Source organism: Pedobacter sp. AK013 (assembly GCF_014205835.1).
In the GTDB taxonomy this organism is placed as follows: domain Bacteria; phylum Bacteroidota; class Bacteroidia; order Sphingobacteriales; family Sphingobacteriaceae; genus Pedobacter.
Window position 1 is genome coordinate 11,409 of the sequence record NZ_JACHCQ010000032.1, and the last position, 26,228, is coordinate 37,636.

Below are 26,228 nucleotides of genomic sequence, written 5' to 3' on the forward strand. Positions count from 1 at the left end.
GGGCTGTTTGCTATATCCCCGATGAAGAATCGGGGGATGCTGCTTCCATCCCGTTTATTCACAAAGGCTTGTGCTGATGAACCTTGTTTTTCCTGTATTTTGCTAAAAAACGAAAATAGGAGCAATGTTGTGGCCATATAAACCCGACTGTCGCGTAAAGCCCGGAGCGAGGTAACGAGTGAGGACTTGAAGTAAAGGCGGGACAGAAGAAAACGAAATGTTTGTGAAATTGCTTTCCCCAAAAAAATAAAATTTAAAGAGATTTATAATTTGGAAAGGTGCTGTAGCATTTCGTCGGGAGGCTCTGGCCGGGCTGTCCGTTAAATCTTTTTCCCTTTTTTATTGCCGATTTTCTTTACACTAAAGGTAAAGTAATGCTGATAAATATAACTAAATGATGCAACAAGCACTGCTACAATAACTTTTGAAATAGTTGGGTAAACCATCAATATTTCTACAAAGAATTTAAATAGAAAAACATTAAGCAATACGTTGATAAATTGCAGGTTTAAAAACCTAAATAACTGTGTGCGGCCTTTTACTTCGCTATGTGTAAAAACTACATAACGATTAATCAGGAAACTAAATGGTATTACCACAGCAAAATCTACAGCAAGTGCTGCTGTGTCTTTTTTGAGTGTAAAGAAAAATATCTTAACCTCATCATCATGAAAAAGAAAGTTGAATGATAAAAAATAAATGATGATGCCCAGCACGAATGTAGTGCCTCCAGTTACCAAATACCTGAAATTGTGTAAGGAAATGAACTTTTTAAAAGGAGGATGAAAAAAATCTATTACGGCTAAAATTATTTTGCGCATTACTTAAAACTATTCGTTGTTGTTATTGGGGGTACTACAAATTGCATAAGCGGCCGTCATCCTGAATTTTTCATTGTCTGCTTATATTTTCAATTGTATTCAAGCGTGCTACGCAGTTTATTTCAGGATCTTTCCTGCCATAAACATGCTGAAACGAATTCAGCAGGACGTGGTGGCCTTAAAACATGCAATTTGCTGTGCAACCGTTGTTATTGGCGCAATTTACAATTAAATTTTTATTGCCATGTATAAAGATCATTTATGTAATTACTCGTTATCGGTATAATATTTAGATTGTGCAACAAAGTCAATTACTGCGCACCAGCTATAAGAAGGGTGGGGCTGTATGCTTACACCAACAGTATTGAGTTTGTATTTTTGATCGAGTAAATTAAAACGATGGCCAAGGGAAGGCACACCACAATCTAATAATAGGTGACAAACGATGTCTAAACTGTTCGAATAACCGAAATCGATATTTTCACTCATGGCCTTATTGGGGAAGTATCTGGATAATCGTTTCGAAAACTTATCTCCATTACTGCTTTCATGTGTATCTAAATTATTCCTGTTTAAATCTTGTGCGTGGCTCCGACTTAATGAAGTTAATTTGTCATCAGGATAAAACATTTGCAGGTTTTTTACGCCACGTAAATGTTTAAGCAAAGAAGTATAGTAAGAATTATTTCTGGTAATCCGGAGTTCATTATAATTTCTGTACTGCCGCACTTTAGCATTGTAATTATTGATGTAGTCTTCTAAAAACGTGTAATAAAACTTTTCACCATCAAGGCGGATCAGGTTCATATACATTACGATATTTTTTTCTTCGTTACTTAAATAAGAAGCATTAGCTGCGGTATTGGCTTTTCTGAATTCTGCATCAGTCCATTTTTGAGCATTAACCTGGCCGGAAAAAATTAAGAGTAAAAGTATAGGTAGAAGTATTTTAAACATAGCGTGATTTTCATGGATAACGTCTTTTAATTTTTTTTATTTCTCGTCTGTTAAAATAATATCGCGTAAGCAATTAGTTACAGCCTTTACCTAATTAAGCAATATGAATATTCGTAATTTTAGTTTTAGAAAATGATGATGAAAAGTATATTAATAGTGAGCTGTTTATTAAATTTTGCGGTTTCTTTAAAGGCGCAGATTGATACAGCAGCGTATAAAACGATTTCAAATCAAGTAAAGAAAGAATTTGCTCCAGATAAACGATCTGTTTATTTTAATATTCAGTTTAAAGGAGATACTGTTCTTGCAGAAAGCACATCTGCTCAAGTGCTTGAGGCACTAAATAATCAAACCAAAGATTTTAAGGGTTTCGTTAAAATAAACACACTCCTTCCTTCGAACAAGTTGACCGGGATGGAATACGGATTAGCCAATCTTTCGGTCTGTAACAACAGAGCTGCCCCTCAAAATGCGGCAGAAATGATGACGCAGATGATTTTGGGTACGCCTGTGCAGGTATTAAAAAAGCAAGGTGGCTATTATCTGGTACGTACACCCGATGGTTACTTATCATGGACTGACGGTACCGCTGTAAGTGTAATGGATAAAGCGGCTTTTGACCAATGGAAAAAATCGAAAAGGATTATTTTTACTTCCGACTTTGGTCATGCTTTTAGCGAGGCAGATATCAACGCCTCCCGCGTTTCTGATTTAGTGAGTGGCAATATCTTAGTGTTAACCGGTGAAGAAAAAGCTTATTATCAGGTTCTTTTTCCTGATAAAAGGAAGGGCTATATTAAGAAAACTGATGCCCTACTGTTTTCGAATTGGTTGAAAAGACCTAATCCAGATGCGGAAGCTATTTTGACAACAGCAAAAACACTAATTGGCGTGCCCTATCTTTGGGGTGGTACATCTATCAAAGGGGTAGATTGTAGTGGTTTTACCAAAACAAGCTATTTCCTGAATGGCATCATTATTCCGAGAGATGCCTCGCAACAAGCTTTGGTTGGAGAGGATATACCTGTTTTAGAAGGAGATTCGATTAGTCTCACTAAATGTCTTAAGAATTTAAAAGCTGGCGATTTACTGTTTTTCGCTGCAGCAAAATTGAAAGGAACATCCGGAGGAAGGATAACACATACCGCTATTTATATGGGCGATGGCGCATTTATTCAATCTGCAGGAATGGTAAAGATTAATAGCTTAAAACCAGATGATACTAACTTTGACGAGCGGGAAAGCAAAACTTTGGTGAGTGCCAGGCGTTTTCTAAACCAGATTGGTAAGCCCGAAATTACAAGGGTAGATCAACATGACTGGTACGCAACCTCAGTACATTAACGGTTGGGTTTAAAGCAGTGTGTGTTCAAGAGTTTGGGTCATAAACATCGTAGGTTTGCCGTTCTTTGTCCAAGTGGCAATTACAGAGAGCTTGTCGAAGGGACTGAAAATACTCTTTAAGGCCTTTCGACGAGCTTAATATGACATTATTTGAGGTGAAATCACCATTATGATACAACCTCAAGCCGAGACAGAAATATGGCTACTTAATGGTGAGGCTATAAAAACATACCGCCTGATGCTTCAATTCGTTGTGCATTAATCCATCTGGCATCTTCAGTACATAAAAATGCCACTACGCCACCAATATCATCAGGCAAACCTACACGGCCTAAAGCTGTATTCGAGGCTATTCCTGCATTTACTTGTTCATTGTCGCGCACTACACCGCCTCCAAAATCAGTTTCAATGGCGCCAGGAGCGACAATGTTAGCTTTGATTCCTCTTGAACCTAATTCTTTAGCCTGATACCTTGTTAAAGTTTCCATAGCACCTTTCATTGACGCATAAGCCGCATAACCTGGCAGCGCAAAACGGGCAAGGCCAGTAGAAATGTTGATGATTCCACCGCCATCATTTAGTAATGATAAAGCTTTCTGAGTTAAGAAAAATGCTCCTTTAAACTGGATATTTACCAAAGTGTCAAATTGTTCTTCGGTAGTTTCAGCAAAAGATGCATGAATGCCAATCCCTGCATTATTGATGAGAAAATCGAATTTTTCGGCATCAAAAACAGATTTCAGTATAGTTTTAACTTCTACAAAAAAGGCATCGAAAGTTTTAGTATCGGCAACGTTTAACTGTAATGCTGCAGCCTGAACCCCAAATTGTTTTATTTCGTTAACGGTATCTTCGGCTTCTTCTTTTTTTGATTGATAGGTAACAATTACACCAATTCCTTTTGCTGCAATTTTTAAAGCAGCATTTTTTCCTAATCCGCGGCTGCCACCGGTTACCAGGGCGATTTTATTTTGTGTTTCCATTTTCTTTTAATTTGTTAAACAAAGTTAGATGGAAACCTGCTGAAAAAATGGTGACAGCTTAAGTAAAAATGGTGACTGTTTAAGTTTTATATGGTGACAATTTCCTTATTTGCGGCCAAAGATTGAAAATAAGCTTCTCTATACTGTTTTGGTGTTTGGCCAGAGAAGTGTTTAAAAAACTTGGTAAAGTTAGATGGATCGTAGGTTAAAATTCTAGCTATCTCTGCAATAGGCATACTAACGTTCTGTAACATCGATTTCGAAATTTCCATTAAACGTTCTTCAAAGAAATAACAAGGGGAATGGCCAGTAGCCGATTTAATGGTATTGCTTAAATGTGTTGGATGAACGTGAATAAGCTCGGCAAAATCTCTTACTTCAAACATCTCCGTTGCCCTACCCGATACCACATCGTCTAAATGTTTATCCAGTTCCTTTAAGAAATCGGCAGCAATTTCATGTTGGCGGGCAAAAAACTTCTGTGGGATTTTCATATCAAAGCGATTGCTGTTTAGACAAATATAATATTCGGATAAATAAATATTAAATCTTGAACCTATTTGTGACCAAAGGATTATTAAATGCAAAAACCGCTGATTTTTAGACCAGCGGTTTTATATTCTAAAAAAAATATTTCTTATTTTTTGCTAAAGGGTAGGTCAAAAACACCATCTGTTACCGTTACAGAAGTATTAATTGTCGTATTTTCATTGGGTGCTTTAAATGAAAATGTTCCTTTTAGTTTACCACCAACTTCACTTGTAATCACCAAAGTGCCACTTGTAGCTGTAAATGAGCCTGTAGGTGTTTGGTCTTTCATATAAGATCCAACTCCATCGGTTACAAGATCGTAGGTGCCTACACCTTTATAGTCTATAACTGAAAGAATCATGCGTTTATCACCATTTATAGTTACAATCGTAAGTAAATTGCCAATAATTGGTGTGTTGATTGATGTTGCTTCACCGGTAAAACCAATTGTGGTACCATCTACCTTTGCACTTAAATTATTAGTGCTGTTATTGGTTTCTGGCAGTTTAACAGGGACCAAACTGATCATAAATTGCCCTTCACTAATGGTTTTGCTTGTTGAAGTAGATAGATTTTCTCCTTTAAACTCAAAAGTACCCTTAATGTATTTGTCTGATAAGTAGCTGGTTATCTTTATTGTTCCTGATGTACTGCCGATGTAAGCGTCCTGAGAGAAGGATGTACCAGTAAGATAAGTTGCGAAGTTGTTGTCGGATAAAGCATAAGTTCCAACCCCTTTAAAATCGCTCATCACTAAGGTAAATGCTGTAGTACCTTTAAAACCAGAAATTTGTGCGCTTATTTTTCCGCCGACTTCATAAACCTGGGCAGTAGTTAAAGTACATTGCAATAAAGCGCCGTCAACTTTAGCACTCATGGTAGATAAATCCCATTCCTGGTGATAATCGATTTCTTTTTTGCAGGATGACGTAATCAAAAGGCATACAAGAGCCAATAGCGATAATTTAAAAGGTACTTTCACGAGCATTAATTTGTTTGGGTTAATTAATATGCTAAGATAAAGAAAACTGATGCAATTTTTTAACATATTTCTCGCGTTGATACCAGTCGTTATAAACCAGTTCTATCTGTTTTACTTCGAAAGTGCCAAAATCAAAATCCCGGTATTTTTCGATGAGACTGAGCAAAGCATTTACATTGGCTAACTCCGATCTGAAACGGATCACTGTAGAATGAGCTGTCTGGATGGCATAACGTTTATCTATACTTTGTTGTAGCTCTGAATTTTTAAATGTAGCCCTTAAATCGTCTCTGATTTTGTTTAAAGTATCTGTTAAAAAACCTTGAATTAAAATGCAGGATGATGATGCGGTAAGTCCTTTAAACTCGATCTTGAAATGCTTATGTCTGGTTAAAACCTGTTTAATAAGCTGAATGTAATCCCCAACATGGATGTCCTTTAGGTCGAAGCCTTCATAACAGGAAATGATAGACATTAGGGTAATATGTATATCCGAATTCTGATAATAATATTGATTAGGTTCAATTGCTTTCGCTTCAGTTAAAAACTGTTGAATTTTATCCTTCGTTGCTGCATCTGGTCTGATTACCAGTGTGATCCCAAAACGCTGATCGGCCTCCGCATCAATTCGAGGATCTGTTTCGTAATCGCCAGATGATATTTTAGCAATTGACTCGGTATAAAGTTTATTGTAGTGTTCTGCTAAATTCATCTTTTCTTACATAAAAAAGTCGCAGGCTTAAAACCTGCGACTAAATATGATCTAGTTGGATGCTGAAATAAATTCAGCATGACGTTTCTCGTTTTAAGCCAACAAAGTTTTCCAACTTACTGCCGAGCCAATAATGTTTCCTAAATCGGTAATGGCTACACGTTCCTGCTCCATGCTGTCTCTATGGCGGATCGTAACCGTATTATCTTCTAAACTCTGGTGATCAACCGTGATACAGAAAGGCGTACCCACTGCATCCTGACGGCGGTAACGTTTACCGATAGCATCTTTCTCCTCATAAATACAATTGAAATCAAATTTCAAGGTATCCATAATCTCTCGGGCCTTCTCGGGTAAACCATCTTTTTTGGTTAATGGGAAAATAGCTACTTTGTAAGGTGCCAAAGCCGGGTGTAAACGTAATAAAGTACGGCTATCCTGTTTATCATCGGTGCTTAAATCCTGCTCTTCGAATGCATTGATCATGGTTAACAGGAACATGCGGTCTAAACCGATAGAAGTTTCAATTACATAAGGAATGTAATTGCCATAAGGTTTACCTTCTTCGTTTAAGTCGTTATCGAAATACTGCATTTTTTTGCCAGAAAACTTCTCATGCTGCTTTAAATCGAAATCGGTACGACTGTGGATTCCTTCAACCTCTTTAAACCCGAACGGAAATTCGAACTCGATATCGGTAGCTGCATTGGCATAGTGAGCCAGTTTAACGTGATCGTGGTAACGGTATTTTTCTGGATTGGTGCCTAAAGCTTTATGCCATTTTAAACGTGCTTCTTTCCAGTATTCGAACCATTTTGTGTCTTCACCCGGGCGAACAAAAAATTGCATTTCCATTTGCTCAAACTCACGCATACGCATAATAAACTGACGGGCAATTACCTCATTTCTGAAAGCCTTACCAATCTGCGCAATACCGAAAGGAATTTTCATCCTTCCCGATTTTTGAACATTTAAAAAGTTTACAAAAATACCTTGCGCTGTTTCCGGACGAAGATAAACCTCATCACTACCTTCAGCCATTGCACCAAATTGCGTGCTAAACATCAGGTTAAATTGGCGCACATCAGTCCAGTTAGAAGTTTTAGATATCGGGCAGATTACCTTGTAATCAACAATTAAATCTTTTAGTTGGGCTAAATTTTCAGATTTAAGTGCCAAGTTCATTTCTACCTCAAGCGTTAAACCCTTTTTAACAAATCTCCAGCTTGCCTCTTCCACAAAAGGATATTTGGCATGATCTAAAATTGTTTCCTCATCTTTAAATGTTGGTACCCAGCTTGCCTGTCCCTCATCACTTAAACCCAATATTTCTTGTTGAAACACCTCAAACTTAGCTTTGTTTTCAGTACTGAAGTTGGCTAATTCTGAATATAATTCATCAATTTTATTCTCTAGTAACTGGTCGGCACGGTAACGTTTTTTCGAATCTTTATTGTCGATCATTGGGTCGTTAAAACCATCTACGTGCCCGCTGGCTTTCCAAACTTTAGGGTGCATAAAAATTGCAGAATCAATTCCTACAATGTTTTCGTGCATTTGCACCATGGCTTTCCACCAGTAAGTTTTAATGTTGTTTTTTAATTCGGCACCCAATTGGCCATAATCGTAAACAGCACTTAAGCCATCATATATTTCGCTGCTCTGAAATACAAAACCGTATTCTTTAGCGTGTGATATTACATTTTTAAATTGTTCGTCGTTATTCTTTTGAGCCATAATGCAGCAAAGATAATAAAAAGGTGGAGGGTTTAAAGGTATAAGGTTGAAGGTTTTTGATCAACTTAAAAACCAACGCTATCGTCATGCTGAATTTATTTTACAAGTAGAAATGGTGTTTTTAATTGCCTTGTAGATACTTCGTGGTCAGCCATCTTTTAAGGAAAGGAATCAGATATGTGACTATTGAGCTTATCTGTCCTTAAATCTCTTATATGGTCCAATATGATTTGAAAAGCAATTGCAGTGCTAATCGGTTTAATTAGTCCCTGCTTTCCGATTTACTTCATCACACTCGTGCCCGCGTCAGGTTTAGGTGGTCAAAATGCGGAGCTATTAACGTTTAAATATAGAGTGCAAAAAAAAACCGGTGTGGCATTTAGCTGCACCGGTTTTTATAGGTCAATGATGGGGTGTGTAAGCTTAAATGCTAACGTCCCTTTCCTCTTCAACATTTAATACACCATCAATCTTTTTGATATCTGCTATTTTATGATCGCCCGGAACAATAACAATTACACCGATCGAATCCAGTTTCTCTAAATTGTCGATCTTCAATGCTCTCAATTCAGCGGAAACAGCATCCATAGCATCATCCTTTACAGATATTAACCATTTTGTTTTCATCTTATAATTTTTTCAATTGGGCCAATTGGATCGATAGGGAATTTCGGATTAATCAAAATCGGGGTTCTATCAATTGGGAATTTAATCAATCTTGTTTTTGTCGGCGCCTGTACCAATCCTGCACCTACATCTCTGCCAGGTAAAGGTAATGTTTTCGCTGTAGAGGTTAGTTTTCTCCATAAATTAATTCCCCTAAGGCCCGACGCTTGTGCCCATAGTGCGGCAATACCAGCAACGTGGGGGGTAGCCATACTGGTTCCGTTCCAGCTGGCATACTTAGTAGGCAGTTTTGTAGAAGAGTACACATTAACACCTGGGGCAGCAATATCTACAGCACCATAAGTTGGGTAAAGGCCTCCGTTAGAAAAAGCTGCTACGTTCATATTTACATCTACAGCACCTACGGCCATTATTGATGGGCAATTTGCAGGATGCATTACCTGTTTTACAGTGCCTGGCCTTGCCGAATCATTTCCTGCAGCGGCAATAATTAAAGTGCCTTGTGCCAAAGCGCGGGCAGCAGCGGTTTCAAAAACGGCAGAATAGCCTGTTCCGGTTACAAAGCCCCTTAGCGACATGCTTACCACATCACAGCGGTTGGCAATGGCCCAGTTAATGCCCGCAAGAATGCCACCATCTCCACCAGATCCACCATTGCTTAATACTTTACCAATATAAATGCTTGCTGCATAAGCAATTCCATATCTTTCAACTGCCGATGGTGAGCTGGCAGGACCACAGGAAGTACCTGTACAGTGTGTGCCATGGCCATGTCCATCTTGTGTAGTTTCGCCAGTGATAAAACTTTGGTGAACGATAGGACGGCCAGCAAAATCAGGATGGGTAAAATCGAAGCCAGTATCCAATATGGCAACTTTAATGCCTGCACCATTGTATGGGTTGTATCTTAAAAAGCTGGTTGGTACAACATTGGTTGCTTTTAATCCCCAGGTAGCGCCAACCGATTCTACTTCAGATTGTTGCTCTTCGTAATTGTAATCTTCTGTTTCGGTTCCAACCAATACATTGGTCATTTGATTTACTGCATCTCTGTAACCCTCTACATAATTTTGGGTACTTTCATCCAGCATCCCAATAGCATAAACTACTCTTTCCTTTTCCACAATCATTTCACTTTCGCCTAAACTGCTGATTGAGTTTTCAATTTTTGGTTTTTCGTTTACGATAGCGATACCCAATTTGTCCAATACAATGCCATCGGTTTTAGCCAGATCTTTATCTGTAAAAAATTCATTTTCGAACTCCAGGGAGCTTTTTAGGTTCAGCCCGCTGATGGCGCTGATTGAGTTGATCGAATCTGAAGTGTTAGATCCCTCTGGTAGTAGTACCAGGTATTTTCCTGTATACTCTACTTTTTCTTCTTTTTTCAAGGTTTTTGACATGGTTTAAGTTTTTAAGTTTTGCCTACTCTATTCAGGATTTTCGGCTTATTCCTGTTGGCGTTTTTTGTTGATAAATACCAATCCAAAATTGAAATAGTTGACGCAGAAAAACATCAGGTAAACCACTAGAAATCAGCGGTAAAAGCAACGAAATAAAAAGCAGTAAAAACAACAATAAAATATGGGGAAAACCCCACCTTTTATCTATAAAAGTTTTATCACATTTGGGAATAAAAGTTAACTTTAATTAAAACTCAAAAATTATGGAAATGCAACATCTGCCAATCTATGCTATCGCATTTTTATGTGGGGCATTAGTATATTATCTGTTACAGAAATTAATCGATCTTATGAAAACAAACGAAAGGCGCGGACGTCCAAGTACGATGGATCCGGCCACAATTCAGCAAATGGTAGATGGTTACCGTAACAACCATTTAGCAGCGATTAATAAACTTTTAGGGATAAGCGATGCCCATTCTGTTTCTTTCGGTTTAAAAACCTTGAAAAAGTTTATTGCTGATATCGAATTTTTCACCAAAAAAGTAAATCCACGCATTGCTGATGGTGCGTTGGGTATCCGCTTCTATTACGCTGCTTATCCAAAAGAGAACGAATGGAATAATTTTGAGGATGAAAAGGCGATAGGAAAAAATTATGCTCAAAAACATACACTTGTTATGATCCCTACTTTAAAGAAGAAGGGCGGCGATGGAAGCTACCAGGATTATGATTTTAATCCTTTAGACCGTTCTACTTTCCCAATAAAAGAAAGAGAAAAAGAGCAGCCAATTACCTTAATGGCTATGAGTTCGGATAGTACTGACAGCCAATCGCGTGAGGTAATGGCTCAAAATCATGGTCAGCTTATTCCACCTGCAGAAGCTACGGTTGAGATTTACTAAGGTCATTATAACATGAACAGCTTTCAAAAATTTCTTAGCGATAGCTTTCTTTGGATTGAGGGCGGAACTGCAATTGTTGCTTTGCTGTATTTAAAAGGCTTAAAAGGGCAATATTGGTGTTTTTTTATTTATTTTTTGGTTATCGTTTTTATTTGTGAGGCCATAGGGAAATGGGGAGGTGCATACATGAGTTTTTCTAAAACAAAATATTATAACTATGCCGTTATCCCCTTTCAGTTTATTTTTTTTTACTGGCTTTATGCTTTCAAATCTTTTAACAATAAAAAGCTGTTTTGGATACTCTCCTTATTATATTTAATTTCATTTATACCCAGCGAGTTCTACTTTAAGGGCAGTAAAATAATCTTTTCCTTTAATTATACTTTTGGATCCTTTATTTTGATGGTTTTGGTGGTGATGGAATATTATAAACAGATTACATCCTCCGATATCATTAATTTTAACAGGAACAAAATGTTTTATGTTAATTTGGGTGTAACGTTGTTTTATATTGGAACATTACCATTTTGGACCTTTTATTACCTGCTGGTAGAGTATAAGCAAATCTGGAATATTTATTTCGATTACTTTTTGGTATCGGGAATTGTAATGTATGTATTATTCTCAATTTCATTTATATGGGGAAAACAGAACTCTTAATTACAATTATTCTTTTCAATCTGTTTTTTGTACTGTTTGTAGTAGCCCTTATGGTTTATATTAAAAAATATAAAGAACGAAAGAGAGAATACCTGAATGAAATCAAAATCACAAACGAAATACACCAAAAGGAACTTTTAACTACCCAGTTGGAAATACAACAGGCCACCATGCAGCAGATTGGTCGCGAGTTACATGATAATATCGGGCAAAAATTAACATTGGTGAGCCTTTATGCCCAACAGCTTGTATACGAAAATAAGGTGCCTCAGGCAAGCAAAAGAATTGAACAGATTTATCAGATCATTAATTCATCCTTGCAAGACTTGAGGAGTTTGTCGAAAAACTTAACGAACGATAATATAAGTGAAAATGAAATTGTAACTTTAATACAGGAAGAAGTGAACAACCTCAATGCTTTGAAAAAATGTAAGGTAACCTTTCAATACAATTTCGACAGTATAGATCTGGAGTTTGTGAAAAAGAATGTACTATTAAGGATAACGCAAGAATTTCTTCAAAATAGCTTAAAACATGCACGCTGCAGCAATATCATGATCCAGTTAAATTCTTCTCCTGAAGTTTTTTTAACATTAAAAATACAGGATGATGGAGTAGGATTTGATTATGGTAAAATCACTTCTGATGGTATAGGATTAAAAAACATGAAGAAAAGAGCCGAAATTATCGGCGGACAATTTAATTTAGAAAGCAAACCCGATTTAGGCACTACACTTACTATTATTTTAAATGGCCCGGCATGAAACCATCATGATTTTACCAAAACCCGCAGGGGAATGAATATTTAAAATCATGATAGCTTCATTACCTTTGAAAACAAACTCTATACTGATGAAAAAAACTATAGTTATTGTTGATGATCATATCCTGATAGCAAAAGCACTTCAAGGCATTATAGATAATTTTGCAGCTTTTGAGGTGATGTATGTTTGCGAAAACGGAAAAGAGCTGATTAAAAACTTCGAAAACAGCAATAAAATCCCAGATATTTTACTTTTGGATATTAGTATGCCCATTATGGACGGTTTTGAAACCGTAACCTGGGTAACTGCAAATCACCCTGAGGTAAAAGTAATGGCACTCAGTATGCAGGGCGAAGAAAAAAGTGTAATTAAAATGGTGAGCAACGGTGCTAAAGGCTACCTCTTAAAAAATGCACATCCGGTAGAGTTAGAAAATGCACTTACAAAATTGAATATCAACGGATTTTTTTACCCTGATTGGGCATCGAAAATTATCTTTTCCAGTTTGAATAAGGCCAAAGATGCAGAAATCAAAATTTCAGACCGGGAAAAAGAATTTTTAAAATATACCGTTACCGAACTTAATTATAAAGAAATAGCCGATAAAATGTTCTGTAGCCCAAGAACTGTTGAAAGTTATAGAGATCAACTATGCGAAAAACTGGAACTCAAAACCAGGGTTGGACTGGCAGTTTTTGCCATTAAAAATGGATTTGCTTAGTTTGGTTAATTGTTATACTGATAACAAAAATAACCGATTTCAACAATTAATCAATTAACCTTACTTTTGACGCATGAAATTCCATCATTTGCTATTTTTGGTTATTGTTGCAGTTTTTACCTCATGTAAACCAGAAGAAAAAAGCCATCAATATATTAAATTTAATACACCCACGGAGTTATATCAATTCTTAAAATGGTCGCCAGAAAACCGCTTCCCATTAATTAGTGCCCATCGAGGAGGGCCAATGCCTGGTTTTCCTGAAAACTGCATCGAAACATTTAATAATGCTACCACTTATAATCCGGTAATTATCGAATTCGACATTGCTTACAGTAAAGATTCGGTAATGGTGATTATGCACGATGATAAGCTCGATCGCACTTCGACAGGAAAAGGGCCGATTGGCAATTATACCTATGAAGAGTTGAAAGCCTTTAACCTTAAAGATAATGCTGGCAGGGAAACAAAATTTAAAATCCCTACTTTAGACAGCGTATTAAGCTGGAGCAAAGGAAAAGTTTTATTAACGATCGATTTGAAAAAAGGGGTTTCTTATGCAAAAGTGATCGAAAAGGTAAGACAATATAAAGTAGAAAGTAACTCGATTATTATTACCTATACCGCCAATCAGGCAAAGGAGGTACACCAATTGGCACCTGAGCTCATGATTTCAGCATCTGTTCAAAAGAAAGCAGAATTGAAACGTTTAAATAATCTGGGTATTCCTAACAACCGTATCGTAGCTTTTGTTGGTGTTTCAGCTCCAGATAAAGAATTGTACCAATATTTACACAACAAGGGCATTACTACTATTTTAGGCACCATGGGGAATATCGATAAAAGCGCCATTGCCAGTCCGGTAAAAAATGTTTATTATCATTTGGTTAATAACGGTGCCGATATTTTGTCGGGTGATAATTTACCACAGGCATCAGAAGAACTGGATAAGTTTAGGTATAATAAAAAATTAAGTTCAGTGCATGTAAACTAACCTGTTCGTCATTGCGCGGCATGAAGCAATCCTACTACTATAGTCTATTGCGAGTGCTTTAAGATTGCTTTGTGCCTCGCAATGACGATAGTTCTAAACGTTACCTTTGCGAAAACCTTTGTGTTCTTTGCGGTTAAACATACAGATATGAGTATTTCAGTTAAAAATCTTTCTAAACATTACGATAAGCAGAAGGCGGTCGATTCGATTAGTTTTGAAGCCAGCCCAGGTCGTATTTTGGGTTTTCTTGGCCCTAATGGAGCTGGTAAATCTACCACTATGCGCATGCTTACCGGGTATTTAGAACCTACATCTGGTATGGCTGAAATTTCTGGTAAAAGCATTCTTTCTGATGCCATTGAAGCTAAAAAGCATATCGGTTATCTTCCTGAAAATACCCCGCTTTATACGGATATGTATGTAAAGGAATTTTTAAATTTTGTTGGACAAACTTATAAGCTTAACAATTTGCCTGCGCGGATTGATGAAGTGATCAAAATGGTAGGCTTAACACCAGAGCAGCATAAAAAAATCGGTATGTTATCTAAAGGATACCGTCAAAGGGTAGGTTTAGCCCAGGCCATTATCCATAATCCTGAAGTTTTAATTTTGGATGAACCTACTTCTGGTTTAGACCCAAACCAATTGGTTGACATTAGGCAGTTGATTAAAACATTAGGTGCGGCTAAAACGGTTATCATTTCTACCCACATTATGCAGGAGGTTGAAGCCATTTGTGATGATATCATTATCATTAGTAAAGGTAAAATTGTAGCGAAAGATTCGCTCGAAGGCCTAAAAAAAATGTACCAACAGCAATCATTAGAAGATATTTTTAGAAAACTTACCGCATAATTATGTTCGATCCAAAAATCAAAATTTTACTCATTGCCTCCTTATTTTTAAGTCCGATTTTGTTAAAAGCACAAGTAAATGCCAGTGTCGGTACCGAGATCGGTTTACCCTCAGGCAATTTTTCGAACCTTTCAGGAATTGGCTTGGGGGCATCCATAAAAGCTGATTTTCTGGTAGCTGAAAATTTTGCATTAACTTTAAATGCAGGCTTTATGAACTTTTTCGGTCGGCAGAATCAGCTTTTCAATGTTCAGGATTTAACTTACTTACCCGCTAAAGCTGGCTTGAAATATCATTTGGGTGAAAGCTTTTACGCCGAAGGACAATTAGGAGCCGCATTGCCTTTAAATAAAAATCAGAAAACCTTATTTGCCTGGTCGCCCGGCATAGGCAATCAATTCAAACTTTCAGGAGAAAATAAACTCGATTTAGGTATCCGCTACGAAGCATGGACAGGAAAGAATAATACGATCGGCTTGAACAGATCTGATACAAAAGGATTTGTAGGGATCAGATTTGCCTATGTGTTTGGGCTGTGAAACAATTGTTGTGTTTAATTGTTTGGTTTATTGGTCAAAAAAATACAATACTCTTAAATCTTATAACTTAATACAACGTTTTAGAATAAATTATTTTTTATTTAATATTCAGTTAATCAGTGTCTTATGTTTTAAAATTTTTGTTTCTGATTTTATTTGTAACGTTTTTGGCATCATGATTGTCTAAAACCTGAAATAATTAACGAACAATAATTTAAAAAACAATGAAAAAAGTATTACTATCTTTATTAATGGTTGCAGGCCTGGGCTTTGCAGCTTCAGCTCAAACAGAAGGTGCGGTTCAAAAATTAAGCATTGGTGCTGAATTTGGTTTACCAACTGAAAAAAATTCAAATACCTTTATCGTAGGTGGTTCATTACAGTATGAACATCCAGTAGCTAAAGATTTAAGTTTAACAGGTTCAGCTGGTTATTTATCGCTAATGGCTACAGGTGATTACAAGGATGCGCTTAAAGCCATTGGTGCTAAAACAAGCAGTGGAGTAGTTCCACTAAAAGCAGGTGCTAAATATTATTTTGGTGGTAACTTCTATGGTGCCGGCGAATTAGGTGCTGCAATTAGCACAGAAACTGGTGGCAAAACTTTTTTTGCTGTGGCTCCAACATTAGGTGCTTCATTTTCAGTTGCCGATAAATCTAGTTTAGATTTCGGTTTACGTTACGAAAACTGGTCAGGAAATGGCGGTTCTTCAGGCTTTATTGGCTTACGCGCTGCATTTGCATTCGGTTTATAACATTAAGCCATAATTTATTCAGAAGCCTCCAAGCCATTGGGGGCTTTGTTATTTACATAAATTTATTCCTTAAAATATTTTAACTATCAAATTAGTTTATCTATCATTGTGGCGCCTGTTTGAAAATCAGGCGGGTAAATGGAAATTAAAAACAATTCTAACAAACAATCTCAAAAAAATCAGATGAAAAAACTAGTATTATCTTTATTAACAGTTGCTGCGCTAAGTACTGCAGCTTTAGCTCAAAGTAGTAAACCGGTTAAATTTGGCTTAAAAGCAGGCGTTGCTTTTCCAAATATGACTTTCTCAGCGGGCAATGCATCATTTAGTTATGGTACAAAAACCTCTTATTATGTAGGTGGAACGGTAGAATTTGAATTATCTGATTTGGTTTCTATTCAACCTGGATTAACCTTTATCGATAAAGGAACAAAAATTAACAGCAGTAGTTTTGGATTCAATAACGATGATTTTCTTACCGATGTTAATGCTACATTAAATTTCAAGTATCTTGAATTACCGGTTAATGCGCTTGTAAACTTTAAAACGGGCGATGCAGGTAAATTATTTGTAGGCGCAGGTCCTTACTTTGCTTATGCCTTAAGTGCCAATGCTAAAATGGGCTCAGAAAAAGAGAAAATCGAATTCAAAGATTCGGGTTTTGGCCGTAGCGATTACGGATTAAATTTTTTAGCTGGTTTTCAGTTAAATAATGGTTTAAACATTCACGCAGGTTATGGCTTGGGTTTACGCAATCTGGTAAATGATGAAGACGCACAAGATTTTGATGCTTCAATCAAAAACAAGGTGTTTACGATTGGGTTGGGCTTTTCTTTTTAGCGAATCTAAAATAACTTTATGCCTCTGATGAAAATCGGGGGCTTTTTTGTTTAGTGCTTTTAATAATCAGCCCATTAACTGTAAAACTATCTACCACCAACCATCTTCGATTTTACGATTAACCAGGTAAAGCCAACGAAAAAAATATTTCTTAACTTCGGCATTTAAATTTAACTATGTACGCAGTTTTTAAACGCGAGTTATTCAGTTTCTTAAGTTCGATGGTTGCTTATATTACCATAGGCATTTTTCTGTTGGTTTCTGGCCTGTTACTTTGGTTTTTTCCCGACACCTCGATACTTGATTATGGTTATGCCGAACTTGATGGTTTTTTCAGTTTGGTACCCTATCTTTTCATGTTTCTTATTCCAGCCATTACCATGCGCTCTTTTGCCGAAGAACGGAGAGAGGGGACCTATGAACTTTTAATTACACGGCCTATCCAAATCTGGCAGATTATTGTGGCAAAATATTTAGCAAGTTTGGTTTTGATATTATTTGCCTTAATTCCAACGTTAATTTATTACTACAGCATTTCAAAGCTGGGCTTCCCAGAAGGAAATATCGATTCAGGATCGGTTATTGGTTCCTATATCGGTTTATTTTTATTGGGTGCAGCCTTTACATCTATTGGCATTTTCTCATCTGCATTAACTAAAAACCAGGTCATTGCTTTTGTGATCAGCGCTGCTTTATGCGCATTTGCTTTTTTAGGCTTCGATTATAGTAGTCAGCTTGCTGCATTTCAAAGTATCGAGAATAACATCAGCAATTTAGGGATAAATCAACATTATACTTCGATAAGCCGCGGTGTTTTAGATACCAGAGATCTGATTTACTTTATTACTTTTTCAGTGCTGTTTCTGTTTGTCACTAAATTAATAATAGGAGGGAAGCGATAATGAAGCTGAAGAATAAATGGATTAATTTCATCATCATAATAACGGTACTGGTTATTGTGAATGTTTTAGGTCAGTATGTTTTTTATCGATTTGATTTTACGGCCGATAAACGTTTTACACTGAGCGAAAAAACAAAAACTTTGCTACAGAAAAACGAAAAGCCAGTAATCGTAACGGTATTTTTAGCTGGAGAATTACCACCTGCTTTTAAAAGGTTGCAGGCTGCCGTGTCGGATATTTTGTCTGATTATCAGGCTTATGCTAAAGCAGAAGTTAAAGTGGTTTTTGTTGATCCGATAGCGGGACTTAATCAGGCCGATCAAGATACAGTCATCAATAATTTGTACGAAAGAGGTATAGAGGCAACCAATTTAAGTGTTAAAACAGAAAGTGGATTAACACAGAAACTCGTATTTCCGATGGCTATGATGGAAAGTGGGGGGAAAGAATTCCCTATTAAACTCTTCCAGAATTTAGATACCAGGGGGAATTATGAAGACAATATAAATCGCTCTATTGAAAGTTTGGAGTATATCTTTACTTCGAGTTTAAAGAAAGTACTATCAGGTGATAACCCTCGTATCGGCTTTTCAGAATCAAATGGTGAACTTTCCGATTTACAATTGGCTGATGCCATTCATACACTATCGAATAGTTATTTAGTTGGCCGTATTGATTTGAATAGTATTGATAAAGCAGGGCTTGATAAATTGAAAATGTTGATTATTGCCAAACCTAAGAAACCTTTTACAGAAGCTGAGAAATACAAAATTAACTATTTTGTAATGAACGGTGGGCGGGTGCTCTGGAGTATCGACCAGGTAAAGGCCGAATTGGATAGTTTGCGGGGAAAAAGTGGACAGATGGCTGTTAACAGTAATTTGAACTTGGATGATATGCTTTTTATGTATGGGGCAAGGGTTAATTATAATATTATTGCCGATCCGGCAAATAGTGCTGAAATTCCAGTTTCAACAGGAGTTGTAGGCGGGCAGAACCAAATGCAACTGGTGCCCTGGATTTATTATCCTATTTTATTGCCTGATACGGCCGAAAGTGTAGTGAAAAAATTGGATGGTGTAAAATCTGAATTTCCAAGCACGGTAGACACTATTGGTGTGAAAGGCGTAAAGAAATCGTATATTTTGGCTACATCTCCCTATAATAAGGTTTATAGTGTGCCGAAATTGTTTAGCTTGCAAATGCTAAGCGAGCAGTTAGATCCCCGGTCTTTCCAAAGTAAACCACAACATGCTGGTTTAATGTTAGAAGGTAATTTTCCATCGGTTTTTGCTGGGCGACCTTTACCAGCTACCATTACACAGCCTTATACCTTGGAGCGCACAAGTAAACCGGCTAAAATGATTGTGATAGGAGATGGGGATATTTTTAAAAACCAGGTATCGGAGCAAAATGGAACTCCCTTTCCATTGGGTTTTGATCGTTATTCGCAGCGAACTTTTGGCAATAAGGCTTTATTACTCAATATTGTTGATTATTTTACCGATAACGACAACTTAATTGCGTTGCGAAATAAAGAAGTAAAAATTAGATTGTTGGATAAAGCCAAAATTAAACTCGAAAAAACTAAATGGCAATTTATAAATGTAGTAGCACCCTTGCTATTGTTAATATTCTTTGCGATTTTTCAACATTATTACCGCAAATACAAGTACGCTAAATAATTTTTATATTTTTGAAGAAGACTAAATAATATCATGAGATTTATTGTATCCACATCAACTCTATTAAAACACTTACAAACCGTAAATGGTGCATCAAGCAGCAGTACGGTTTTGCCTATATTAGAAAATTTTCTCTTCGAAATTAAAGATGGAAACTTAACTATCTCTGCTACCGATCTGCAAACGAGCATGACAACTGCTTTGGCTGTAGAATCAAAAGAAGAAGGTAAAGTTGCTGTTCCATCTAAAATTTTATTAGATACGCTTAAAACATTACCAGATCAACCGATTGCATTTAATATCGATGATAGTACTTTTGCGATCGAGATCAGTGCTGGCGATGGTAAATATAAATTGAGTGGTGAAAATGGCGATGATTTTCCGAAGATTCCAGTAGTAGAAAATGCGTCTTCTGTAAATTTGCCAGCATCAGTTTTAACTGAAGCCATTACAAAAACTATTTTTGCGGTAAGTAACGATGAGTTGCGCCCGGCTATGACAGGTGTATTCTGTCAGTTATCTCCTCAGCACATCACCTTTGTAGCTACCGATGCACATAAATTGGTGAGATACCGCCGTATGGATAGCAAAGCAGATAAAGCAACATCTTTTATTCTTCCTAAAAAAGCTTTAACACTTTTAAAAGCTGCTTTACCTTCAACTGATATTAATGTATCAGTAGATTATAATGCAACAAGCGCTTTCTTTAAGTTCGAAAATATCAATTTAGTGTGTCGTTTAATAGACGAGCGCTATCCAGATTATGAGGCGGTAATTCCAACTAATAATCCTAATAAACTAATTATCGACAGAAGTTTATTTTTAAATACACTTCGCAGGGTTGTAATTTTTGCCAATAAAACAACACATCAGGTAAGGTTGAAAATTAGCGGAAGCGAACTTAATATCTCTTCTGAGGATTTGGATTTTGCTAACGAAGCACATGAGCGGTTAAGCTGCCAATATGATGGCGAAGACCTCGAAATAGGCTTTAACGCACGCTTTTTGATCGAAATGTTAAGTAATTTAAGTGGTGATGAAGTTACTTTAGAACTTTCGACACCAAATAGAGCCGGGCTTTTAATTCCACAAACTAATGACGAAAATGAAGACGTTTTAATGTTGGTGATGCCTGTGATGCTAAATAATAGTTATTAAATAAAAACTAATTTATTAGTTTTTATGAGAAAGTGGCTTGGTTTTTGACCGAGCCATTTTTGTTTTAACCAACTAACAACCAAATGAAAATCTATAACAATCTCTCGAAATCGATAATTTTGCTCACCTGCTTATCTAGTATAGGCTTGTCATCCTGTAAAAAGCATAATCCAGATGAAGTAGTAAATGGCCAGGCCAAGGTAAAAATGGTTAATGCATCGCCGGCCAATGAGCACCAGGATGTTTATTTAGATAACGAAAAACTAACCACTGTAGCTTTAGCTTTTGGCGAAACCAGCGATTACGTAAAAATCCCTTCTGGTAATAGAAATATTTCTTATACCGGCACAAATAACACCACTACTGATACTTCTTTTAACTTTACACCGTCTATTACCTACACAACTTTTCTGGTAACCAATAAAAAAGGAGAAATGGAAATAGTAAGTTACGAAGATAACTTAAGTAATACCGAAATAGGTAAAGCTAAAATTAAACTGATTAACCTGACACCTAATTTTGCTACAGGCATAAATGTGATGGTTGAAGGCGGTACCCAGTTTGTGAATGGACTGGCTTTTAAAGAGGCATCTAGCTATTTTACGGTAGATACAGGATTCAATTTAAAATATACAGTAGTAGGTTCTGGTAATGTTAAAACCATCCAAAATACGGCTTTAGAAGCGGGAAAGATATACACCATTTGGTTTAGCGGTACTACGGCAGCAACATTAGCAGCACATATCATTACCGATAATTAATTTCAAAGTTTAATATGCTTTCTGCTATCTTTACGTTTTATTAGCATCAGCAATTAATTATGAAAAACAAAGTATTGTTTCCCAAAATATTTCTTCTTTTTACACTTGTTCTTTTAATTAGCTCTTGCATTAAAAACAATAATTTTATTAAAGGTGATGCGAAAGTGCGTTTCTTCCATGTTGCATCAACAGATACCACACAGAATTTCTATTTAAACGGCATACAGATCGGAACTTCAGTAACTTATAATGCAAATACAAGTTATGTTGTGATACCTGGCGATTCTGTTTTTAAAATAACCACCAGAAATATTAATACCGGCGTAGACGCTACCTCACTGTCAGGGCAAACTTTCAAAATCGGCCAGAATTATTCTGTTTTCTACCTTAAGGAGGCTATCAATAAACCTGCTGAATTAAAGGTATATCAAGATGATGTAAAACCAGATTTAGATTCTGCCAAGCTTACTTTCTTAAACTTAGGCTATACATTAGCCTCTAGCGTGGTGATTACTGATAGTACGAATACGGCTAAACCTGTTGAATCTGCGCTCGTTTATGGAGGACTTAAAACCTTTAAAGTAAAGGTAAATAAGAATATGAAATTTGCCTTCAAACTATCTAGTCCTACAGCTACAAATCCGCCTCCAGTAGTAACGCGACTTGATTCTTTGACCATTAATAAAGGCAGGGTTTACCTCATCTTATTTGATGGGGATAAAAAGGGAGAGCTTAAAAACAGAATAATCGCTACCAACTAACATTTATTGCACTATACTAGCATTTAATCCCTTTGATATTCATACTTTTGCCCAAAATTAGATAAATGGAACTACTACAACAGCTTATAGATTTTATTCTTCATATAGACGTACATTTAGCTGAAATTGTTAACGAATATCGCACCTGGACATATCTCATTTTATTCCTGATCATTTTTGCCGAAACTGGTTTTGTGGTAACACCATTCCTTCCTGGCGATTCGTTGCTTTTTGCAATGGGTGCTTTAATTGCTGGTGAACATGAAACCGGTTTAAATATCTGGATCATGCTCATTATATTAATTGTAGCAGCAATTTTAGGAAATACAGTTAACTATAAACTAGGGAGTGTTTTAGGCGCGGGAGTATTTAAAGAAAAGAACAAAATTTTGAAGCTTAAATATTATCATCAATCTCACGAATTTTTTGAGAAACATGGTGGTAAGGCCATTATGTTAAGCAGGTTTCTTCCAATTTTCAGAACCATAGCACCATTTGTAGCGGGAATAGCCAAAATGCCTTTCGGTCGTTTTACTTACTATAACATTATTGGTGGTGTAGCATGGATATTTGCGTTGTTGATGGGGGGGTATCTGTTAGGACAAATCCCAGTAATTAAAAATAATTTTGAACTGGTTATTATTTTTATTGCTGTGGTAACTTTTGTTCCTGCCATTTGGGCAGCTATCAGAAGTCGTTTACAACCTAAAAAGATTGAAGCAATTATCGAAGGAGAGGATACCAAGTCATAATTAAAGTTCTCTGCCAATTAGTGAACCGTTTTGATATTTTGTTTCTACATCATCACCGTCCTTTTTTTCATCGGGTAATAAGGTTGTTTTAATCATGTTTTTAAGCACAGGCTGACCTGCATCAACCCAGGCAGAATACCAAAATGAGCCCGTTTTTAAGATGGCAGCCCGCATTTGATTTTCTACCATATTATTCATTTTAGTGTGGTAGGCTTTAGAATAGGCCGTAGAGTATTGTTTCAACACAGTATTATTCCTTTCAGAAAAGCTATATTTTTTGTCGGGAGGAAATGAAGCACTCAGTTCAGCTTCGAAAGTTAATACAGTATCAACCAGACTGTGCGTGTGTTTAATTATCTTCCATGCTTCTTGCAATGGGTTTTCAATATAATCCGCATGGCCAACAACAAAATTGTAATGAGTTGAAAACAATTCGGGTAAACGGCTTTCCCAAAAAGCGTGGATACCAACCTGATTGGTGAGTTGCCCGTTATGGTTGGCGGTAGTGTGTAAAGGAACGTGTGCATCGCCAATGTAATGGCCCAGATCAGCAGAGTATTTTAAGATCTTTACCGAATCACGCATTTTAAAGGCTTTAACTAAACCATAATAACTGCGCTGTATTTGCCAAGGGATAATGCCATCGGTGTTCAGTTTTTTTAGGCCATATTTTGCCAGGGCATCATCCCATTTTTCGGGAATACTATCAATATTTTTCTCGTAGTTCTCCACATCGAGGTAATGCCGTGGTGCTTCGAGGGTATCAGCATACCTGCGTTTATCTGGATCAACAGCATGTTCGGTAATGTATTTGATATTCTTTTTATAGAAACCGATCATGTCAGCTGGCAAAGTGAAAACAGCAAGGTTGTTTATCCTTTGATGTGCAAAGAAACCCCAAGAGGTACAAAGAAATATAGGGATGATTAACGCGGTTAAAATCGTTAATCTTTTCATATATCCGAAGATAAGAAATTTTCTTTATAACGCTAGGGGGTTAGAAGCAAAAATTATGCATTTTCCATTTTTTTCATATCAAGCTTTTTCATCTGCATAACGGCATCCATTACTCTTTTTGCTCTTTCGGGCTCTGCCATTAACTCACCAATGTTTGATGGAATAATTTGCCATGAAAGTCCGAATTTATCCTTTAACCATCCACAAACGCTCTCTGTACCGCCGTCATTTATAAAAGTATCCCAGTAATAGTCTATTTCATCCTGGTTATCGCAATTTACCATAAGGGAAATGGCTTCATCGAACTTAAATTGCGGACCTCCATTGAGCCCCATAAATTTATTTCCGTTTAATTCGAAAGTAACTACCATGGGCGTTACCTGGGTAATTTTAGAATCTTTAAAAACGGTACAATAGTATTTTGCTGCAGCTTCGGCTTGTCCGTCAAACCAAAGGCATGTTACAAGTGGTTTTGCCATTTTATATCATTTTTTTTGTTACCACAAGTTTAAACAAGATTTTTGGCCTGTGTAAGGTTTAAAAGTGACGATTTAAGGGGGTGATTTGGACAATAACTTGTTCTTACGTGTTTAAACTAAACCCCAAATTGTGCTAAATGATGATCCAGGTGTTTATAGAACATGTTGTTCCATTCGGTTTTTGCCAATGGGCCAAATGAATGCGATTCTTTACGGTCGAAATAATCTTCGCCAAGTTGTTGGGTTTGGTTAATATAATCGATTAAACGAGTTTTCTCTTTTTCGAAATCCTTTTCATCTTTAATAATAAACTGTGGTGCTGTCTGATTATTTTTAGGATAGGGTTTCTCGTTTACCACTTTGCTTTTTACTAGTTTTTTCAAAATAAATTTCATAATCGGCCCTGGTTTTGGATGAATGTCATCGTAAACCATTTCGTAAGTTACACTGCAATGGGCCAACATTTGTGCAACATTCATTTTGCCCCAAAGTTGAGTAGTAGTAGGGGTAAGCTTGTTAATCCTTTCAATAATTTCGCTAGTTACTGCAGGTTGGAAAATATTCTTCATGGTTTGTTTATATCTGGAGTGTGTATTTTGCTTTACTAAATATAAGAATGAATTTTTATAAGGATTCGGAAATTTGGAAAATGATTTGAGGCGTTCTTATCATCCCTTGCCTCTGTTAAAATAAGAGGGGTAGGAAGCGCTGAGACGAGATTAATTCCTGAAATAGGGTTTGTGGTTTAGACGTCTTGCTGTATATAATTTTACGCTGTGAATTAGCTCCCCTCCTTGATTTCAAGGAGGGGCTGGGGGTGGTTATTTGTTTTTAAAATGATTCCTAATTGTCTCACAGACGAGTTCTTCAGAGTCAAAAACTTCAAGATTATCAAATCTGATTAATTTCCAACACGATGTTGACGTCTGATTTTTTGCTGTCAAGTCTTGGGTTTTGGAGATACATAAATTTTTATTGGCTCTATTTTTCCCGTTTTCGAATTTGCATACCAGGCTTTAATAACGGTCATTTTTCTGCTGACATCAACAACCTCAAAAGGATCTTTGCCTGCTTTTTTATGTTTTGCAATTGCGCTGTCTACATCTGCTTTGAACGAATTCTGGCCAGATGTAGTTATAACTGCAATAATCGAGTTTTTTTCAATGCCTTTTGTCTCAATTCCAATTAACTCATCTTTATGCAAAACACCAACCGATGTACCTTTATCAGGTATATCTTTTGCAAAATCACTATAATTATAGAGCGTATCGAGTATTATATGTTTAATCCGATTGCCTTCATGAAAAACTTCGTTAAAAACAACAATATTATCGTCATTACCATATACATCAAGCAATTCGAAGTAACGGTGGTTTAAACTATCCAACATTTTGGATTGAAATATTGAATATTTTGCCGCTGTCCATGCAGGATTATCTCCTTGCAAATCATTGGTATAGTAAAAGGTTTTGGGTGTAAACAAGCTTAAATGTTGCTTTTTTAAATCTGAGGCATTTTTTTCTTCAAGATTGACTGCTTTTTCGTCGGTATTTGTACATCCGTAAAAAAGTAGTGAACAGATTATTATAATGTACGCTTTCATTTTTCATTGGTATAGGTTTTGCCAAATTAATAAAATTGTT

Annotated in this window: 29 protein-coding genes; 16 read left to right on the forward strand and 13 right to left on the reverse strand. The window is 36.5% G+C overall.

Translation table 11 applies throughout. From position 1 onward, the window contains the following. Positions 1-320: 320 nt before the first annotated feature. Both HDC90_RS19355 and HDC90_RS19360 read right to left on the reverse strand, forming a co-directional pair. On the reverse strand, positions 321-821 hold the full coding sequence (locus HDC90_RS19355) for a GtrA family protein (protein ID WP_184469324.1): 501 nt from the start codon (positions 819-821) through the stop codon (positions 321-323). A 267-nt stretch (positions 822-1,088) separates the two neighbouring features. Further along, the gene (locus HDC90_RS19360) at positions 1,089-1,778 is read right to left on the reverse strand and encodes a CAP domain-containing protein (protein WP_184469326.1); all 690 of its coding nucleotides are present in this window, start codon (positions 1,776-1,778) and stop codon (positions 1,089-1,091) included. 138 nt (positions 1,779-1,916) lie between these two features. Between HDC90_RS19360 and HDC90_RS19365 the strand changes: the two genes are divergently transcribed. Continuing rightward, positions 1,917-3,122 (forward strand): SH3 domain-containing C40 family peptidase, encoded by a 1,206-nt coding sequence (locus tag HDC90_RS19365; RefSeq protein WP_184469328.1) that lies wholly within the window; start codon positions 1,917-1,919, stop codon positions 3,120-3,122. A gap of 218 nt (positions 3,123-3,340) precedes the next feature. Here the strand turns inward: HDC90_RS19365 and HDC90_RS19370 are convergent, their stop codons facing one another. From HDC90_RS19370 to HDC90_RS19400, 7 genes are all read right to left on the reverse strand, one after another. Continuing rightward, positions 3,341-4,105 carry an SDR family oxidoreductase gene (locus HDC90_RS19370; RefSeq protein WP_184469329.1) on the reverse strand — a complete coding sequence of 255 codons (765 nt, stop codon included), beginning with the start codon at positions 4,103-4,105 and terminating at the stop codon, positions 3,341-3,343. A gap of 86 nt (positions 4,106-4,191) precedes the next feature. Next, positions 4,192-4,599, reverse strand: coding sequence for an AraC family transcriptional regulator (locus HDC90_RS19375; protein ID WP_184469330.1), 408 nt, complete (start codon positions 4,597-4,599; stop codon positions 4,192-4,194). A gap of 143 nt (positions 4,600-4,742) precedes the next feature. Next, positions 4,743-5,624, reverse strand: a complete 882-nt coding sequence (locus HDC90_RS19380) for a DUF6252 family protein (protein WP_184469331.1) — start codon at positions 5,622-5,624, stop codon at positions 4,743-4,745. Between the two features lie 25 nt (positions 5,625-5,649). After that, the gene (locus HDC90_RS19385; protein WP_184469332.1) at positions 5,650-6,330 is read right to left on the reverse strand and encodes a 2'-5' RNA ligase family protein; all 681 of its coding nucleotides are present in this window, start codon (positions 6,328-6,330) and stop codon (positions 5,650-5,652) included. A gap of 93 nt (positions 6,331-6,423) precedes the next feature. After that, a complete protein-coding gene (locus HDC90_RS19390) occupies positions 6,424-8,067 on the reverse strand; it encodes a glycine--tRNA ligase (RefSeq protein WP_184469333.1) in 1,644 nt (547 codons plus the stop codon). A 423-nt stretch (positions 8,068-8,490) separates the two neighbouring features. Continuing rightward, positions 8,491-8,694, reverse strand: coding sequence for a hypothetical protein (locus HDC90_RS19395; protein ID WP_184469334.1), 204 nt, complete (start codon positions 8,692-8,694; stop codon positions 8,491-8,493). Continuing rightward, positions 8,691-10,097 carry a S8 family serine peptidase gene (locus tag HDC90_RS19400; RefSeq protein WP_184469335.1) on the reverse strand — a complete coding sequence of 469 codons (1,407 nt, stop codon included), beginning with the start codon at positions 10,095-10,097 and terminating at the stop codon, positions 8,691-8,693. Before HDC90_RS19400 ends, HDC90_RS19395 begins: the two co-directional genes overlap by 4 nt. A 350-nt stretch (positions 10,098-10,447) precedes the next feature. On the opposite strand from HDC90_RS19400, the gene HDC90_RS19405 reads away from it, so the two are divergent. The 15 genes from HDC90_RS19405 to HDC90_RS19475 all read left to right on the forward strand — a co-directional run bounded on the left by HDC90_RS19405 (position 10,448) and on the right by HDC90_RS19475 (position 23,149). Beyond that, on the forward strand, positions 10,448-11,002 hold the full coding sequence (locus tag HDC90_RS19405) for a hypothetical protein (protein ID WP_184469337.1): 555 nt from the start codon (positions 10,448-10,450) through the stop codon (positions 11,000-11,002). A gap of 12 nt (positions 11,003-11,014) precedes the next feature. Continuing rightward, entirely contained in the window at positions 11,015-11,662 is a 648-nt protein-coding gene (locus HDC90_RS19410) for a hypothetical protein (protein WP_184469339.1), read from the forward strand. Beyond that, complete coding sequence (locus HDC90_RS19415; protein WP_184469341.1) at positions 11,641-12,426, forward strand: sensor histidine kinase; 786 nt, start codon at positions 11,641-11,643, stop codon at positions 12,424-12,426. The genes HDC90_RS19410 and HDC90_RS19415 overlap by 22 nt, the downstream gene beginning before the upstream one ends. Before the next feature lie 88 nt (positions 12,427-12,514). Next, the gene (locus tag HDC90_RS19420) at positions 12,515-13,147 is read left to right on the forward strand and encodes a response regulator transcription factor (protein WP_184469343.1); all 633 of its coding nucleotides are present in this window, start codon (positions 12,515-12,517) and stop codon (positions 13,145-13,147) included. Positions 13,148-13,220: 73 nt separating this feature from the next. Further along, positions 13,221-14,141, forward strand: coding sequence for a glycerophosphodiester phosphodiesterase family protein (locus HDC90_RS19425; protein WP_184469345.1), 921 nt, complete (start codon positions 13,221-13,223; stop codon positions 14,139-14,141). Between the two features lie 147 nt (positions 14,142-14,288). Then, complete coding sequence (locus HDC90_RS19430) at positions 14,289-14,996, forward strand: ATP-binding cassette domain-containing protein (RefSeq protein WP_184469347.1); 708 nt, start codon at positions 14,289-14,291, stop codon at positions 14,994-14,996. Positions 14,997-14,998: 2 nt separating this feature from the next. Further along, positions 14,999-15,535, forward strand: a complete 537-nt coding sequence (locus tag HDC90_RS19435) for a hypothetical protein (protein WP_184469349.1) — start codon at positions 14,999-15,001, stop codon at positions 15,533-15,535. A gap of 224 nt (positions 15,536-15,759) precedes the next feature. Then, a complete protein-coding gene (locus HDC90_RS19440; RefSeq protein WP_184469351.1) occupies positions 15,760-16,290 on the forward strand; it encodes a hypothetical protein in 531 nt (176 codons plus the stop codon). A 183-nt stretch (positions 16,291-16,473) separates the two neighbouring features. Then, positions 16,474-17,130, forward strand: a complete 657-nt coding sequence (locus HDC90_RS19445; RefSeq protein WP_184469353.1) for a porin family protein — start codon at positions 16,474-16,476, stop codon at positions 17,128-17,130. A gap of 176 nt (positions 17,131-17,306) precedes the next feature. Beyond that, a complete protein-coding gene (gldF, locus tag HDC90_RS19450; protein ID WP_184469355.1) occupies positions 17,307-18,032 on the forward strand; it encodes a gliding motility-associated ABC transporter permease subunit GldF in 726 nt (241 codons plus the stop codon). Continuing rightward, positions 18,032-19,717: a gliding motility-associated ABC transporter substrate-binding protein GldG gene (gene gldG, locus HDC90_RS19455; RefSeq protein WP_184469357.1), complete on the forward strand. Its 1,686-nt coding sequence runs from the start codon at positions 18,032-18,034 to the stop codon at positions 19,715-19,717. The genes gldF and gldG overlap by 1 nt, the downstream gene beginning before the upstream one ends. Positions 19,718-19,750: 33 nt before the next feature. Then, positions 19,751-20,875: a DNA polymerase III subunit beta gene (dnaN, locus tag HDC90_RS19460; protein ID WP_086545224.1), complete on the forward strand. Its 1,125-nt coding sequence runs from the start codon at positions 19,751-19,753 to the stop codon at positions 20,873-20,875. Between the two features lie 83 nt (positions 20,876-20,958). Continuing rightward, positions 20,959-21,636, forward strand: a complete 678-nt coding sequence (locus tag HDC90_RS19465) for a DUF4397 domain-containing protein (RefSeq protein WP_184469359.1) — start codon at positions 20,959-20,961, stop codon at positions 21,634-21,636. Positions 21,637-21,695: 59 nt separating this feature from the next. Beyond that, complete coding sequence (locus tag HDC90_RS19470; RefSeq protein ID WP_184469361.1) at positions 21,696-22,397, forward strand: DUF4397 domain-containing protein; 702 nt, start codon at positions 21,696-21,698, stop codon at positions 22,395-22,397. Positions 22,398-22,462: 65 nt separating this feature from the next. After that, a complete protein-coding gene (locus HDC90_RS19475) occupies positions 22,463-23,149 on the forward strand; it encodes a DedA family protein (protein WP_184469363.1) in 687 nt (228 codons plus the stop codon). Here the strand turns inward: HDC90_RS19475 and HDC90_RS19480 are convergent, their stop codons facing one another. The 4 genes from HDC90_RS19480 to HDC90_RS19495 form a co-directional block, all read right to left on the reverse strand. Next, positions 23,150-24,106, reverse strand: a complete 957-nt coding sequence (locus HDC90_RS19480; RefSeq protein ID WP_184469364.1) for a zinc dependent phospholipase C family protein — start codon at positions 24,104-24,106, stop codon at positions 23,150-23,152. Positions 24,107-24,159: 53 nt separating this feature from the next. Further along, positions 24,160-24,585 carry a VOC family protein gene (locus HDC90_RS19485; RefSeq protein ID WP_184469366.1) on the reverse strand — a complete coding sequence of 142 codons (426 nt, stop codon included), beginning with the start codon at positions 24,583-24,585 and terminating at the stop codon, positions 24,160-24,162. A 116-nt stretch (positions 24,586-24,701) separates the two neighbouring features. Next, positions 24,702-25,154: a DUF1569 domain-containing protein gene (locus tag HDC90_RS19490; RefSeq protein WP_184469368.1), complete on the reverse strand. Its 453-nt coding sequence runs from the start codon at positions 25,152-25,154 to the stop codon at positions 24,702-24,704. A 371-nt stretch (positions 25,155-25,525) separates the two neighbouring features. Further along, positions 25,526-26,188 carry a hypothetical protein gene (locus tag HDC90_RS19495; protein WP_184469370.1) on the reverse strand — a complete coding sequence of 221 codons (663 nt, stop codon included), beginning with the start codon at positions 26,186-26,188 and terminating at the stop codon, positions 25,526-25,528. Positions 26,189-26,228: the final 40 nt, after the last annotated feature.